Genomic DNA, 14,838 nt, shown 5'->3' on the forward strand with positions numbered 1-14,838 from the left:
AAAAGGAGGCGCGGTGCGCCTCCTTGAGAGTTGCAACGGTGTCAGCCGGCAACCAGTACGCGAATTGCCTCCAGGCGCAATGCCGCCTTGTCGAGCATTGCCAGGCCGTCTTCACGCTGCTTGCGCAGGGCTTCGATCTCGCTGTCGCGCACGCTCGGGTTGACTGCCTTGAGGGCCGTCAGGCGTGCCAGTTCTTCATCGGCCTCGGCCGCCAGGCGGCGCTGCGCCTCGGCCACGCGTTCGACGTGGGTGGGCATGATCTTGGCCTCACCGCCGCTGATGCGTTTGGCGAGCACATCCCGCTGGGCCTGGACGAACTTGTTGGCGCTGGCGCGCGGCACGCTTTCGAGTTGGTCGTTGAGCGTTTCGAAGGCCACGCGCGAAGCCAGGTCGTTGCCGTTGGTGTCGAGCAGGCAGCGCAGCGCTGCGGGGGGCAGGTAGCGGCCCAGTTGCAGGCTGCGAGGTGCCACCACTTCGCTGACGAACAGCAGTTCGAGCAGCACCGTGCCTGGCTTGAGTGCCTTGTTCTTGATCAAGGCGACGGCAGTGTTGCCCATCGAGCCGGACAGCACCAGGTCCATGCCACCCTGGACCATCGGGTGTTCCCAGGTGAGGAACTGCATGTCCTCGCGCGACAGCGCCTGGGCGCGGTCGTAGGTGATGGTCACGCCTTCGTCGTCGCCCAGCGGGAAGCTGGCATCGAGCATCTTTTCGCTCGGCTTGAGGATCAGTGCATTTTCCGAGTGGTCTTCGCTGTCGATGCCAAAGGCGTCGAACAGGGTTTCCATGTAGATCGGCAAGGCGAACTGGTCATCTTGCTCGAGGATGTCCTCGACCAGCGCCTGGCCCTCGCCAGCCCCGCCAGAGTTGAGCTCCAGCAAACGGTCGCGGCCGCTGTGCAGCTCCGCTTCCAGGCGCTCGCGCTCGCCGCGGGCTTCGGCCACCAATGCATCCCAGGCCTTGGCTTCGCCACCTTCGAGCATCGGCAGCAGGCGTGGGCCGAACTGATGCTGCAGGGCATTGCCGGTGGGGCAGGTGTTGAGGAAGGCGTTGAGGCCCTGGTGGTACCACTGGAACAGGCGCTCCTGCGGGCCATCCTGCAGGTAGGGGATGTGCAACTGGATGGTGTGCTTCTGGCCAATCCGGTCAAGGCGCCCGATCCGCTGCTCGAGCAGGTCGGGGTGAGCCGGCAGATCGAACATCACCAGGTGATGGGCGAACTGGAAGTTGCGGCCCTCGCTGCCGATCTCCGAACAGATCAGCACCTGCGCGCCAAACTCCTCGTCGGCGAAATAGGCGGCGGCGCGGTCGCGCTCGAGGATGCTCATGCCCTCGTGGAAGACCGAAGCCGGAATGCCCGAACGTACGCGCAGGGCGTCTTCCAGGTCCATGGCGGTTTCAGCGTGCGCGCAGATAACCAGGACCTTGGTGCGCTTGAGCATTTTCAGCGTGTCGATCAGCCAGTCGACCCTTGGGTCAAAGCGCCACCAGCGCTCATCGTCGCTGACGTCGCCCTGGGCCTGGAAGGCCACTTCCGGGTACAGCTCGGCGTGCTCGCCGGGCGGCAGGTCGCGGTACTGCTCCGGTGTGGCCAGCGGGTAGGCATGCAACTCGCGCTCGGGGAAGCCTTGAATGGCGGCACGGGTGTTACGGAACAGCACGCGGCCGGTGCCATGGCGGTCGAGCAGTTCGCGGATCAGGCGTGCGCTGGCCTCGCTGTCGCCATCGCTGACCGCTGCCAGCAGGGCTTCGCCTTCGGCGCCCAGGAAGCCCTGGATGGTGGCGTGGGCCTTGGGCGACAGGCGGCCTTCATCGAGCAGTTCCTGCACCGCTTCGGCTACCGGCCGATAGTGCTCGCTCTCGGCGCGGAAGGCGGCAAGGTCGTGGAAACGGTTGGGGTCAAGCAGGCGCAGGCGGGCGAAGTGGCTGTCCTGCCCAAGCTGCTCCGGGGTAGCGGTGAGCAACAGTACGCCCGGGATAACTTGGGCCAATTGCTCGACCAGCCCGTATTCGACGCTGACCTGGTCTTCGTGCCATACCAGATGGTGCGCTTCGTCGACCACCATCAGGTCCCAGCCGGCAGCGAACAGTGCGTCCTGGGCTTTTTCGTCGTCGACCAGCCATTCAAGGGCGACCAGCGCCAACTGGGCATCTTCGAAGGGGTTGCTGGCATCGCTTTCGATGAAGCGCTCGGCGTCGAACAGGGCGACTTGCAAGTTGAAGCGCCGGCGCATTTCCACCAGCCACTGGTGCTGAAGGTTTTCTGGCACCAGGATCAGTACGCGGCTGGCGCGCCCGGTCAGCAGTTGGCGGTGGATGACCAGGCCGGCTTCGATAGTTTTGCCCAGGCCCACTTCGTCGGCCAGCAGAACACGTGGGGCACTGCGGTCAGCCACTTCGCGGGCGATGTGCAACTGGTGGGCGATCGGCTGCGCACGGCAACCGCCCAGGCCCCACAACGCCGACTGAACCTGCTTGCTGGTGTGCTGCAGAGTGTTGTAGCGCAGGCTGAACCACGACAGCGGGTCGATCTGCCCGGCAAACAGGCGGTCGCTGGCCAGGCGGAACTGGATGAAGTTCGACAGTTGGGTTTCCGGCAGGGTGCGCGGCTGGTTCTGCCCGTCGAGCCCGTGGTAGACCATCAGGCCGTCGATATCCTCGACCTCGCGTACGGTCAGTTTCCAGCCTTCGAAATGGGTGATCTGGTCACCTGGCGAGAAGCGCACGCGGGTCAGCGGCGCATTGCGCAGGGAATACTGGCGGGTGTCGCCAGTGGCCGGGTAGAGCACGGTGAGCAAGCGGCCATCCTGTGCCAGGATGGTCCCCAGGCCGAGCTCCGCTTCGCTGTCGCTGATCCAGCGTTGCCCCGGTTGATACTGCTGCGCCATACTGCCTGAACTCCCGCGATGAAAAGCCGGCTATGTTAACGGATAGGCCGGGCGGACCATAGACCAGAAGTCCATCAGTCTAGCTGTTTCATCGCCGAATACGGTCTTGCCGACGAGGGCTACGGAAGACATGCCGCTCAAGCACCCCTGGTTGAACGCTTCCCTGGCTGCGGGCAGCCTCTTGCTGCTGGCCGCCTGCGAACAGAAAAATTTCGAAACCTTGCCGCCGATTCCGGTCGAGCAGCTTGAGGTCCTGGGTGTGCAGACACCGATCAAGAGCGTGCATTTTCGCGACCGCGAAGGGGAAGGCCTGCTGGTGTTGAGTCGCACCGATGGCCAGGCCGTCGATGCCGAGTCCGAACAGGAAGTGGACAAGGTGGTGCTCAAGGCCACGCTGTACGGGCGCGCCGCTGAAAGCGACGGCTTCAAGCCACGCTGGCAGATCGAGCAGGAGACCACCTGTCCTGGGCTGGACCTGGATGTCGATTTCTATACTGATGTCAGCGACGTCAGCGACCTCAACAAGGACGGCGTCGCCGAGGTGACGGTGGCCAGTCACGCCTTTTGTGGCGGGGGCATCGACCCTCACGACATTGCTATTGAAATGCGCGAGGGCCAGGCCAGCTACACCATCACCGGGCAGTCGCTGATCACCCCGGCCGGCGAAGAGCCCATCGGTGGTGAGCGTGAAGACAGCGCTTCGCTGAAGAATGCCTCTGCGGTGCTTCGCGAGCACATGGATGCGGTCTGGCAGCAGGTCTACAAGCGGCCCTGGAGCGAAGCCAGCCCGCCCGCCGATGATGACCCGGAAGACGAAGCCCAATAGCGCTCTGTCTATACTGGCAAGACGCGGCTGTGACCGGCCGCACATCCTCATCCGCCGATATTCAAGGTGGCTGACAACTGGCCGACACAGTAGGCACAGGAGAACTTCCATGCTGCCGCCGATCATTCCGCTCAGTGCCGCCCCCGTGACCTCGCAACAAGACCCGGTCAAACCGACCCCGGACATCAAACCGGTGGTCCCCGTGCAGCCTTCTTCAGGCGAAAGCGCCATTGACCTCAAGCACCAACGCGATCCGCAGGAGCAGGCTTTGTTGCTGCGCGATGAACAGCGCCGTCAGCAACGGCGCAACGGCAAAGGCGACGAAGAGCGCTACAGCGCCGTGCCCGGTGATGAAGTCAATGCCGACAACACCGTGCCGGTAGCTCCGCTGATGGGCGAGCAAACACGCCAGGGCTTGCTGGTGGACATTGAAGTCTGATTCGGGGCTGGCCATGGCCGCCGCCTGGCTTCATCATGCAGGTCTCTGTTGATCGTCGAGCCCACCCATGAGCCAAGACAACCTCATCGACTTCGATGCCGAGCGTGCCAAGCGCGTCCATGACCTCAAGGAAAAGCGCCTGAACGAAGTGCGCCAGGCCTTCGAGCAGGCCATGCCATTGAGCACGGCCAAGAAGAAAAAGCCCAAAGGCAAGCCCAAGAAACGCTGAAACTTGACCCAGGTCAACCCTGCGTCCGCCTCGCGTGCCCGGCCCCGGGCACCATTGACCTCGGTCAATTCCCCTCGCCACCGTATTCGTTACCTTGCACCCATCGGACAACGGCAAACGAATCGGGAGGCCGACATGTTCTTCGACAATGTGGTTATCGCAGGCGTGGTAACGGTCGGGTTGATGTTCGCCTTCTTCGCTGGTCTGGGCATTTTCATCTGGAAGGACGCGAACAAGCGCAAGCCGCGCTGACCTTTCAGGTTCATGAGCACGCAAGGCATTTAGGGCGACTTCGGTCGCCCATTTTTTTGCCTGATGGTTTTATCTCCAGTGTCGGCGTTTGGGCGGAGCGCCCCAGGCAGAAGCCGGCGCTGGGAAATCTACTGAATATAAAGATGATTAGCTAGCTAATAATTCGCCCGCGCATTATTCTTCCCTGCGTTGTCTATCGTTTATCAGACCATCCCCCGCAAGGTCCGCTCTGTGCCCATCACTTTCCAGGCCCTGTTCGCACCCAGCAGCGCCGCCATCAAGTTCGCCATCAAGACCCTGCTCGGTGGCGGGCTGGCATTATGGCTGGCGATGCGTTGGGGCCTGGAGCAACCGTCCTGGGCGTTGATGACCGCGTTCATCGTTGCCCAGCCGTTGTCAGGCATGGTCGTGCAGAAGGGCCTTGCGCGGCTCGCCGGGACCTTGGTCGGCACCTTCATGTCGGTGCTGTTCATTGGGCTGTTCGCCCAGACCCCCTGGCTTTTCCTCATCACCCTGGCCCTCTGGCTGGCCTTGTGCACGGCCGCCTCCACGCAGTTGCGCAGTGCCTGGGCCTATGCATTCGTGCTGGCGGGCTACACCGCTGCCATCATTGCACTGCCGGCAATCGATCACCCCCTTCAGGTGTTCGACCAGGCGGTGGCGCGCTGTACCGAAATTTCCCTGGGGATTTGCTGCGCGACCGCTACCAGCGCCTTGCTCTGGCCGATGCGCGTCGAACAGCAACTTGCCGGGCAGGCGCGCCAGGCCTGGCAGAACGGCTTGCAGGCGGCAAGTGCCATGCTCGGCGGCGAAGATGAAGCGCGCAAGGGCCTGCTTGAGAGCCTCGGGCGCATCGTGGCCATCGATACGCAGCGCGAGCATGCCTGGTTCGAGGGGCCGCGCGGGCGCCAACGGGCCCGGGCGATTCGGGGGTTGAGCCAGAAGCTGATGGTGCTGTTGCGCATTTCGCGCTCGGTCCGTCGCCAGTGGCGCCAACTCGATGAGCAGCAGGCCACACAGCTTGCACCTTGGCTTGATGAGGTGCGCGCACAGTTGGGCGCGCCCGACCGGGCAAGCTTGCTGTTGCTGCGCCAGCGTGTCTGGGATGCCGCCCATGACGAGCACATCAGTTCCTCTGAACATTTTTGCCTGGCCCGGATGGCCTTGCTGCTGGACTATGCGATGGCCGCCACCCAGGCACTGGACGATGTCGAAACAGGCAGGGCGCCCAAGGATGTTCCTCAGGGGCTGGCCGCGCACCGTGACTGGTCGCTGGCCCTGCTGTTCGGCTCGCGCAGTGCACTGGCATTTCTGGCGATGAGTGGCTTCTGGCTGGCCACTGCCTGGCCGTCGGCCCCGGGTGGGCTGGTCCTGACCTGTGTGGTGTGCAGCCTGTTCGCCAGCCGGGAAAACGGTGCGCAGATCGGCCTTGGGTTCTTGCGTGGCATCTTGCTGGCGATTCCGGTGGCGTTGTTGGTCGGGCAGATCGTCCTGCCGCAATGGAGCAGTTTTGCCATGCTGTGCCTGGGCATGGGCGTTCCCCTGTTTTTTGGCGCCCTGGGCATGGCCCATCCGCGCACTGGGGCCACGGCCACCTCCTACTGCCTGCATTTCATCGTGCTGGTGGCACCGCTCAATACCATGCAGTTCGGGGTGGCGACGATGCTCAACAGCGCATTGGCCATGCTGACGGGGGTAGGGGCGGCGGTCCTGGCGTTCCGTCTGCTGGTGTTCCGCCACCCGGCCTGGCTTGGCCGCCGCTTGCGTGCGGCCACTCAGAATGACCTGGTACGCCTGACCCGACGCGACCTGCGCGGCGCCGACAGCTGGTTTGGTGGGCGCATGGCTGACCGGCTGATGCAACTGGCCCGGCATGCCAGCGAACTGCCCGAAGCCGAGCGCAAGCGCTGGGACGATGGCCTGCACAGCCTGGATATAGGTGACGAACTGGTGCACCTGCGCCTGTGCCTGGCGGTTGCGCAGGCGCCGCTGGAGACTGCGCAGCGAGCGTATCTGAAGCGCGTGGAGGCAGTGCTTGCCGAGGGCCCGGCAGCCGGCCGCGGGCAGCGCCTGGACGCCGCCAGCCAGGCATTCATTGCGGCCCTCAAGCGCCAACCGGTCAGCGACCCGCTGCGGCTGGCCGAAGGTGCGGTCCTGCAACTGCAAAAAAGCTGGGGCAAGTGGTGCCGCTGGCAGGAGGAGACTCATGGGCTTGCGTGAGTGGGCGCTTGGCGGGGTATTGCTGAGCCCGTTTCTGATCTACGTGCTGATGGCGCTGGTGCTCACCGGCCTGCTGCGTCTGGTGGTGCAGGCCACGCCCCTGGGGCGCTGGATCTGGCATGAGGCGCTGTTCGACACCGCGCTGTTCGTGTGTGTGCTGTACCTGGTAGTCCGTCTGCTCGGGCCTTTGTAAGGAGTGAATGAATGCGTGCTGTCGTCCGTACCCTGGTGACCCTCTGTGTGGTCGCCATTGCCGTTCTGGCCGGCTACAAGCTCTGGCAGTACTACATGCTTACCCCGTGGACGCGTGACGCACGGGTGCGGGCCGATGTGGTGGTGATCGCCCCTGATGTGTCGGGTTGGGTACGCGAGCTCAAGGTGCAGGACAACCAGCCGGTCAAGGCCGGTGACTTGCTGATGAGCATCGATCGCGAACGCTTCCAGGCGGCGTTCGACCAGGCCAGCGCAGTGGCCGAGACGCGCAAGCAGCAGCTTCACCTGCGCGAGCGCGAAGCGGCACGGCGTACCGCGTTGGGGCCTGAGGCGATCAGCGCCGAGCTGCGCGAGAATGCCCAGATCAACGCGGCCATTGCCCGCGGCGAGCTGCAAGAAGCGCAAGCCCAGTTGCAGGTGGCGAAAATCAACTTGGCGCGCAGTGAAGTACGCGCTCCGCGCAACGGCCACATCACCAACTTGCGCCTGGCCCAGGGCAACTATGTGAATGCAGGGGAGCCGGTGATGGCGCTGGTGGATGACGCGACGTTCTACATCCAGGCTTATTTCGAGGAGACCAAGCTGCCGCGCATTCGCGTGGGCGACTCGGTGAAGGTCTGGCTGATGGGCGCGGGCGAGGCGATGCAAGGGCACGTGCAAAGCATCAGCCGCGGCATCACCGACCGGAACAGCAACCCTGACAGCCAGCTGCTGCCGGAGGTCGAACCCACGTTCAACTGGGTCCGGCTGGCCCAGCGGATACCGGTGCGGATCCGCCTGGACCAAGTCCCCGAGGGGATGAACTTGAGCGCGGGGATGACGGCGAGTGTGCAGGTGCATGAAGACGCACCCGCCCCGTGAAAGCCCCTCTTCGACACTCAGAGGAACATCCCACCCGAGACCTCCAGCCGCTGCCCGGTGATCCAGCCATTGCCGTCCTCAAGCAGCAAGGCAATCGCCGCCCCGATATCATCCGGCAGCCCCACGCGTCCCAACGCCGTGTTGCCGGCAATGAATTCATTGACGTGCGGGTTGTCCCTCACCACGCCGCCGCCAAAATCGGTCTCGATTGCCCCAGGCGCCAGAATGTTCACCCGGATGCCGCGTGCACCCAGTTCTTTTGCCTGATAGCGGGTCAGTACCTCCATCGCCCCTTTCATGGCGGCATAAGCGGCATAACCTGGCAATGCGAAACGCGCCAGCCCGGATGAGATATTGACGATACGTCCGCCATCGACCAGCAGCGGGAGCAAGCGCTGGGTAAGGAAGAACGGCCCCTTGAGCTGGATGTTCATCAACTGGTCGAACTGCGCCTCGCTGGTTTCGCTAAAAGGCGCGTTGATGCCAATACCCGCGTTGTTCACCAAAAAATCGAAACGCTCACGTGCAAAATGCTGGCGCAGGGTATCGCTTAGGCGCTCGGCGAAGCCTTCGAAACTGCGGCTGTCGCTGACGTCAAGCTGAAGCATGGCGGCCTTTATCCCAGCCTGCTCGAGCGTATTTACTACTGCCTTTGCCTCTTCTGCCTTGCTGTTGTAGGTCCCGATGATGTCGATGCCGCGCGCAGCCAGGTGTTCGGCGGTATTGCGGCCCAGGCCGCGGCTGGCGCCAGTGATCAGTGCGATTTTGCGAGTCATGGTCGAATCCCTGAGGGTGGTGGGTGGGGACAGGTTATTGATCACGCAGAGGCTGTTAAATCCACGGAAAATGGAAATACTGTTCGCTTTATCCGAACAGTCACAGGGCGGGCCATGAACAAACTGGAACTGCTGCGCACCTTCGTCCGCGTCAGTGAGGTAAGCAGCTTCACCTTGGCGGCTCAGAGCCTCGACCTGCCGCGTTCAACCGTGTCCGAGCAGGTGAGGGCGCTGGAGCAACTGCTCGGTACGCGCCTGTTCAACCGCACCACGCGTCGCGTCCAGGCAACTCAGGACGGCGCGTTGCTGTATGAGCGTAGTAAAGACCTGCTATCGGGCATGGACGAGATCGAAAGCCTGTTCCGGGCCGACGATGCAGCGCTGGCCGGCCGTCTGCGCGTCGATATGCCGACCATGATGGCGCGACGGGTCATCATTCCTGCAATGCCGCAGTTTCTAGCGCGCTTTCCCCGGCTGGAGCTGGAGATAAGTTGCACCGACCGCCAGGTTGATCTGCTGCGCGAAGGTTTCGACTGCGTGATGCGCATCGGTGCGCTGAGCGACTTGGACGTGGTCGCGAGGCCTATCGGGCAGTTGAGCATGCGCAATTGTGCCAGCCCTGCTTACCTTGCCCGTTACGGCGTGCCGCACAACCTCGAGGCGCTGGCCGAGCACCGGCTGGTTCACTATGTGCGCAACCTGGGCGCGCGCAGTGCCGGCTTCGAATATGAGCGTGATGGCAAGGTGCACTTCCACGCCATGGCAGGGGCGGTCACGGTCAACAATGCCGAGGCTTATTCGGCCGCGTGCCTGGCAGGGCTGGGGCTGATCCAAGTGCCGGCCGTGGGGGTGGCCGAGCACCTGGCGCGCGGCGAGCTGGTGGCGGTGCTGGAAGGCTGGCAGGCACAGGCCATGCCGGTGTCATTGCTGTATGCCCGGCAGCGCCATGTGCCGCGCCGGGTCCAGGCATTCATGAACTGGCTGGCGGCGTTGCTGGCGGCCCAGGTCGATCCACCGGCAGGTGAAAGCTGAACAGCGTGCCCTGCTGTTCGTCGGACACCACCTGCATGCGCCCACCATGGGAAAGGGCAATCTGGCTGGCGATATACAGGCCAAGGCCCAGGCCTTGTTGCGGTGCCGCCGACAGCGGCCGAGTGAACGGCTTGAACAACTGGCCCAGGGTCTGCGCGGCGATGGGCCGCCCATGGTTGTGAACGCTGAGCACGAATTCGCCGTTGGCGATCACCGCCGTGACCGTTACCGGGCTGTGCGGGTCGCCGTGGTCCAGGGCATTGGCGATGAGGTTGGAGAGCAGTTGCGTTACCCGCTCACGGTCGCACAGCAGGCCGCCAATGTCGCCGATGTCCAGCACGACCTGGCGCAGCGGATGCACGCGCTGGAGTTCCGAGGCGACATGCCTGAGGCCCTCGGCCAGGTCCGCGCAGGGTTGCTGGTTCAAGGGAATGCCGGAACCGAGGCGACCGCGGGCGAAGTCCAGTACGTCACCCACCAGTTGCGAGGCGCGTCGACCACAGGTGTGGATGTGGCGAGCGATTGCACGGTTCTTGTCATCATCCAGACGCTGGGTCAGCAATTCGGCACCCGCAGTAATGGCGAACAGCGGGTTGCGCAGGTCATGATCCAGCACGGCAATGAACTGTTCGCGCACTTCTGCCATGGCCCGCTCCTTGCGCAGGGCGCGCTCGGTGCGCTGGGCGTTTTCCTCGCTCTCGATCTGGATGGCCAGCAAGCGGGCGAACGACTCCATCATTGGCTGGATCGCGCTGCCCCTGAGTGTTGCCGGGGCGGGATCGAGCGCACAGATGGTGCCAAAAAAGCGGCCATCGGTACGGAACACTGGTACTGAAATGTAACTCTCGAAGCGATAGAGCTGTGGTGTGTGGTGCTGGCAGTACAGCTCGTCCTCGCTGGCCTTGTCGATCACGATCGTCTCGTGGGTGCTGCGAATCTCGTGGCACAGCGTGCTGGCCACGTCGAGCTGGCTGCCCACTGTCAGGCCGAAACCCAGCGTGTCGAGAACGGCGCAGGCAGTCCAGTTGTTTTCACTGACCCGGGCCACCGCGGCAAACCGCAGACCGGTGGTTTCGCAGATGACCTGCAGGATGGCAGGCACAGCGTTGATGCGGCCGATGGTGGCGATATCGGCGTTGATGGCGTCGGTCATGGACGGTCCCAGTGTTGGCGACGAAGTGGCGAGCAGTCATTCTAGCGGGGGCTGTTGCGCAATGGCGAAAAACCTTGGCGAAACGTCTGGCACTTGCGCTAGGCTGGGCCAACGCGTTGCCCGGCAGAGGCGACCGACATTCGCCTGGCGTGCGTCACTTCCGTTAATTGCGAGGTTACGTATGGCCATCACTTCCCAGGACATCTGCAGCGCCGCCGACCAGCTCATGGGGTTTGTCGGTTTTCATGGCAAGCGTGGTGTCCACATCGTGCGGTTTTCCGAAGACGCGTTCGGCATGGACGTGGCGGATGACAGCATTACACCTTGCAGCGAATTCGTCTGGCGGCCTGAACACGGGGGCCGCATGGCATTGTGCCGCAAACGGCTGGCGCTGTTGCTGGAACAGCATGTAGATGATCGGCTCAACATTGCAGAGCCGCTGCGCATCTACCTGCGCCGCAGCGATTTGCCAGAGATTGTGGCAGAGCGTTCATTGCGCTGAGCCCTGCGTGCCACAGTTGCCACGAGCAAGCCTTTCAATCGGGATAGGCCAGCCTCAGCGTCTTGGCTTCGCCTTGGGCAAAATTGACCTGGTCGCGGCCGCGGCGCTTGGCGCCATAGAGCGCCGTGTCGGCTTGTTCCAGCCATTGCTCGGGGCTCTCGAGTGTTGCCTGGAATGCCGACAAGCCGATGCTCAGGCTGATCCTCAGGTGTGGCAGTTGGGGGTTGCGGTAGGCCGCGACGCGTTCGCGCAAGCGCTCCATCGCTTGGCAGGCCTGGGCTTCGCGGGTGCCAGGCAGAATGATGCAGAATTCATCGCCACCATAGCGACCGGCCAGATCGACATCGCGCAAGTTACGCTTGAGTTCCTCACTGAGTTGGCGCAGTACGCAGTCGCCGACCACATGGCCGAAGGTGTCGTTGATGGTCTTGAAGTGGTCGATATCGATCAAGGCGATTACCGCCGGCACCTGTTGCTGCTGGCACGCCTGGAACTTCAGCAGCAACAAGTCTTTCCAGGCTCCGTGGTTAAGCAGGCCGGTCAGGCTATCGGTCAGGCTCAGGGCGCTGAGGCGGCGTTTATGCTCCGCAAGCTTGATCGCCAGGCGGTAGCACACCCAGCCCAGGGCCAGCGGATAGAGGGTCAGCATCGGCAGGCAGGCATAAACCTGTAGCGGCGTGGCGTGCAATTGCAAACCAGGGCCCAGCAGCAGTGAAGCCAACAGCATGCCGGTGAGTTGTACCAACAGCCCATGCCCGACCAGGCGCTTGCCGCCTGCGGCAACATTGTTCATGGTCACCATTGACAGTACGGTGACGCTGGGCAGCGGGTTGAATTGCATGGCAGCGGCCCAGAAACCGCCCATCAACGAATCGAGCAACAGGTTACGTTGCTCTGCGCGGTACGGCGCCGCCGACTGCAGGGCCCACCGGTAGGCGACATGGGGCCAGAGCAGGCCGTTGCCCAGCAACAGCAGCCACAGCCAGGTGGGCGGCGACGTGGGCGCAACGCCTGCGGCCACGCTGACCAGGCCAATGCTCGTGCCGATGATGCGCGGCAGGTAGATGCGTTTGACGAAAGAAAGACCCTTGCCGCTACGGTTGTCCATCATGGTTATCGTTCTTCTGCTGGTACGCCGTTTATCGCATAAGTCACGTGAATATTGTTCAACAGTGTTTCATCGGTGAAAAATGACCTTACAAGCCATTTCACGGTTGATGCGATCACTGTGAGGTAACATGAAGGCTTTCCTCTTGCTTGGAGTGCTGCTACTCATGATTCCCATGGCTAACCCCGCCGGCGAGTCGGCGCCACAGCGGGACGGACGGTTTCACAATCAGGCCATCCTGCCTCAGGATGGCGTGCTGAAAAAACTGCGCATCGGCTTCAAGTACCTCTTGCTGCGTAAACCGCCGGAAACGCGACCGGCTGCGCCCATCAGCGTCCAGCCGATGAGCCGCCAGCAAGTGCTCGATGCACCTGACCATAGCCTCTGGCGCTTGGGCCATTCCACGGTATTGTTCAAGCTGCGTGGGCGCTTCTTCATTACCGACCCGGTATTCGCCGAGCGCGCCTCGCCGGTGCAATGGGCCGGCCCGCTACGGTTCCACGCGCCACCGCTGGGGCTCGACGAGTTGCCGCCGCTTGCGGCGGTGGTGCTTTCCCATGATCACTTCGATCACCTGGACGAACAGGCGATTCGTCGGCTCGCCCCGCGAGTCGAGCGGTTTTTGGCGCTGCTTGGGGTGGGTGACCGGCTGGTGGAATGGGGGGTGCCTGCGGCAAAGGTCACGCAGCTGGACTGGTGGCAGGAGACGGAGGTCGATGGCGTGCGGTTCGTGGCGACCCCGGCGCAGCATTTTTCCGGGCGAGGTTTGTTCGACAGCAACCGCACCTTATGGGCTTCCTGGGTGGTGATCGATGAGCAGGTGCGTCTCTTCTTCAGTGGCGACACCGGCTATTTCGAAGGTTTTCGCCAGATTGGCAAACGTTTCGGGCCATTCGATCTGACCTTGATAGAGACCGGGGCGTACAACGTGGCCTGGCCCAACGTGCACATGCAGCCCGAAGAGAGCTTGCAGGCGCACCTCGATTTGCGCGGCCGCTGGATGCTGCCGATCCATAACGGCACCTTCGACCTGTCGATCCACGGCTGGACGGAGCCATTCGAGCGTATCGTCACCTTGGCCGCGGCAGCACAGGTACGCTTGAGCACGCCGCAGATGGGGGAGCGAGTGAGCATCGATTCACCCCATGAGGGGCAGAACTGGTGGCAACCCCGGCCGGCGCGCGAGCGGGGCAGGGGCACCGAGCGTGCTGTGGCGGCACGCTGAGCGAAGGTCAGCGCTTGCCGCGTTGTTGTTCAGGAGTGCGAGGTGCCTCGTCCTTTAATAGTTGTGAAGGGGGTTTGCCGCTATCGCTGCGTACCTGGGCGTGGCTGATCAGGGCGAAGATGAAGCTGCCACCGATAATGTTGCCGGCCAGGGTCGGCAGGGCGAACTCCAGCCAGAAGCTGCGCCAGGTTTCGTCGCCGGCCCACACCAGGTAGGACACTTCTACCGAGCCGACCACAATGTGGGTGAAATCGCCGAGGGCCATCAGGTAGGTGATCATCATGATGATCCAGATCTTGGCGTGTTCCATGGACGGGATCATCCACACCATGGTAGCGATCATCCAGCCCGAGACGATGCCTTTGGCGAACATCTGGCTGATGTCGTTCTTCATGACCTTGCGGCCGACCTCAAGGAAGGCCACATCGGTCTTGCCGTCGAAGATCGGCAACTCGAGCATGACCCAGGCGACCAGCAAGGTGCCCGCCAGGTTGCCCAGCAGTACAACGCTCCACAGCCGTAGCAGGCGCCCGAGGTTGGCAAAGGTCGGCGTGGTCATGACCGGCAGCACGGCAGTGAGTGTGTTTTCGGTAAACAGTTGTTGGCGTGCCAGGATCACCGCAAGAAAGCCAGCGCTGTAACCGAGGCTGGCGATGACCTGGGCGCCTTCGCCATCAGGCAGCCGGGCATAGAGCAGCCCCATTCCCATTAATGAGAGGCCCATGGTCAAGCCAGCCGCCAATGCGGACCACCATAGGGCAGCAAGCGTGCGCTCCAGTTCCTGATCACCCTGATAGCGGATGATCTCGTGCAGCACTGCTGCCCTTGGGGGCTGGTTATGGCTGACTTCCTCTTGTTCATCTGGCGACAGGCCTGGGGTCTTTTCGTTTTGGGCATCGCTCATGACCGTTACCTTCCGAGGGGGTTTCTCTACAGATCGGTGGTGCATGCATTTAGTTGCCAAAGGGCAGCGAGATGAACATTGAAAGTTTTTTCAGATCAAGGTGTTGACTCAAATTTCAAAGCGCGTATTATTCGCCTCCTCGCAGCGTTGAACGCAACGAGGCAAGCGGTAAGTTGTTGAAGTTGAACGCTTTTGAAAGAAAGCAGCTTT

Annotated in this window: 15 protein-coding genes; 10 read left to right on the forward strand and 5 right to left on the reverse strand. The window is 62.8% G+C overall.

Annotation, left to right across the window (positions count from 1 at the left end):
* Window positions 1–41: 41 nt before the first annotated feature.
* On the reverse strand, window positions 42–2,888 hold the full coding sequence (gene rapA, locus APH34_RS02005) for an RNA polymerase-associated protein RapA (RefSeq protein WP_054899491.1): 2,847 nt from the start codon (window positions 2,886–2,888) through the stop codon (window positions 42–44).
* Window positions 2,889–3,018: 130 nt separating this feature from the next.
* Between rapA and APH34_RS02010 the strand changes: the two genes are divergently transcribed.
* The 7 genes from APH34_RS02010 (at window position 3,019) to APH34_RS02035 (ending at window position 7,928) form a co-directional block, all read left to right on the forward strand.
* Window positions 3,019–3,714 (forward strand): M949_RS01915 family surface polysaccharide biosynthesis protein, encoded by a 696-nt coding sequence (locus tag APH34_RS02010; RefSeq protein WP_054899492.1) that lies wholly within the window; start codon window positions 3,019–3,021, stop codon window positions 3,712–3,714.
* A gap of 109 nt (window positions 3,715–3,823) precedes the next feature.
* On the forward strand, window positions 3,824–4,153 hold the full coding sequence (locus tag APH34_RS02015) for a hypothetical protein (RefSeq protein WP_054899493.1): 330 nt from the start codon (window positions 3,824–3,826) through the stop codon (window positions 4,151–4,153).
* Window positions 4,154–4,220: 67 nt separating this feature from the next.
* Complete coding sequence (locus tag APH34_RS29500) at window positions 4,221–4,382, forward strand: hypothetical protein (protein WP_176515004.1); 162 nt, start codon at window positions 4,221–4,223, stop codon at window positions 4,380–4,382.
* Window positions 4,383–4,517: 135 nt separating this feature from the next.
* Complete coding sequence (gene ccoM, locus APH34_RS30205) at window positions 4,518–4,634, forward strand: cytochrome c oxidase subunit CcoM (RefSeq protein ID WP_054899494.1); 117 nt, start codon at window positions 4,518–4,520, stop codon at window positions 4,632–4,634.
* A 231-nt stretch (window positions 4,635–4,865) separates the two neighbouring features.
* Window positions 4,866–6,854, forward strand: coding sequence for an FUSC family protein (locus APH34_RS02025; protein ID WP_054899495.1), 1,989 nt, complete (start codon window positions 4,866–4,868; stop codon window positions 6,852–6,854).
* Window positions 6,841–7,047, forward strand: a complete 207-nt coding sequence (locus APH34_RS02030; RefSeq protein WP_054899496.1) for a DUF1656 domain-containing protein — start codon at window positions 6,841–6,843, stop codon at window positions 7,045–7,047. Before APH34_RS02025 ends, APH34_RS02030 begins: the two co-directional genes overlap by 14 nt.
* A gap of 11 nt (window positions 7,048–7,058) precedes the next feature.
* Window positions 7,059–7,928: an HlyD family secretion protein gene (locus tag APH34_RS02035; protein WP_054899497.1), complete on the forward strand. Its 870-nt coding sequence runs from the start codon at window positions 7,059–7,061 to the stop codon at window positions 7,926–7,928.
* A gap of 17 nt (window positions 7,929–7,945) precedes the next feature.
* Here the strand turns inward: APH34_RS02035 and APH34_RS02040 are convergent, their stop codons facing one another.
* Entirely contained in the window at window positions 7,946–8,704 is a 759-nt protein-coding gene (locus APH34_RS02040) for an SDR family NAD(P)-dependent oxidoreductase (RefSeq protein WP_054899498.1), read from the reverse strand.
* Window positions 8,705–8,818: 114 nt separating this feature from the next.
* On the opposite strand from APH34_RS02040, the gene APH34_RS02045 reads away from it, so the two are divergent.
* Window positions 8,819–9,736 carry a LysR family transcriptional regulator gene (locus APH34_RS02045; protein WP_054899499.1) on the forward strand — a complete coding sequence of 306 codons (918 nt, stop codon included), beginning with the start codon at window positions 8,819–8,821 and terminating at the stop codon, window positions 9,734–9,736.
* Here APH34_RS02045 and APH34_RS02050 read toward each other — a convergent pair.
* Window positions 9,675–10,889 (reverse strand): GAF domain-containing sensor histidine kinase, encoded by a 1,215-nt coding sequence (locus tag APH34_RS02050; RefSeq protein WP_054899500.1) that lies wholly within the window; start codon window positions 10,887–10,889, stop codon window positions 9,675–9,677. The genes APH34_RS02045 and APH34_RS02050 overlap by 62 nt on opposite strands.
* Window positions 10,890–11,070: 181 nt before the next feature.
* Here APH34_RS02050 and APH34_RS02055 point away from each other — a divergent pair, with 181 nt between their 5' ends.
* Window positions 11,071–11,391, forward strand: coding sequence for a DUF2025 family protein (locus APH34_RS02055; protein WP_054899501.1), 321 nt, complete (start codon window positions 11,071–11,073; stop codon window positions 11,389–11,391).
* Between the two features lie 34 nt (window positions 11,392–11,425).
* On the opposite strand, the gene APH34_RS02060 is transcribed toward APH34_RS02055, so the two are convergent.
* A complete protein-coding gene (locus APH34_RS02060) occupies window positions 11,426–12,499 on the reverse strand; it encodes a diguanylate cyclase (RefSeq protein ID WP_054899502.1) in 1,074 nt (357 codons plus the stop codon).
* Between the two features lie 130 nt (window positions 12,500–12,629).
* Here APH34_RS02060 and APH34_RS02065 point away from each other — a divergent pair, with 130 nt between their 5' ends.
* The gene (locus APH34_RS02065) at window positions 12,630–13,724 is read left to right on the forward strand and encodes an MBL fold metallo-hydrolase (protein ID WP_054899503.1); all 1,095 of its coding nucleotides are present in this window, start codon (window positions 12,630–12,632) and stop codon (window positions 13,722–13,724) included.
* Window positions 13,725–13,731: 7 nt separating this feature from the next.
* Here the strand turns inward: APH34_RS02065 and APH34_RS02070 are convergent, their stop codons facing one another.
* Window positions 13,732–14,628 carry a formate/nitrite transporter family protein gene (locus APH34_RS02070; protein ID WP_054899504.1) on the reverse strand — a complete coding sequence of 299 codons (897 nt, stop codon included), beginning with the start codon at window positions 14,626–14,628 and terminating at the stop codon, window positions 13,732–13,734.
* Window positions 14,629–14,838: the final 210 nt, after the last annotated feature.

Source organism: Pseudomonas sp. NBRC 111131 (genome assembly GCF_001320525.1).
Taxonomy (GTDB): Bacteria; Pseudomonadota; Gammaproteobacteria; order Pseudomonadales; family Pseudomonadaceae; genus Aquipseudomonas; species Aquipseudomonas ceruminis.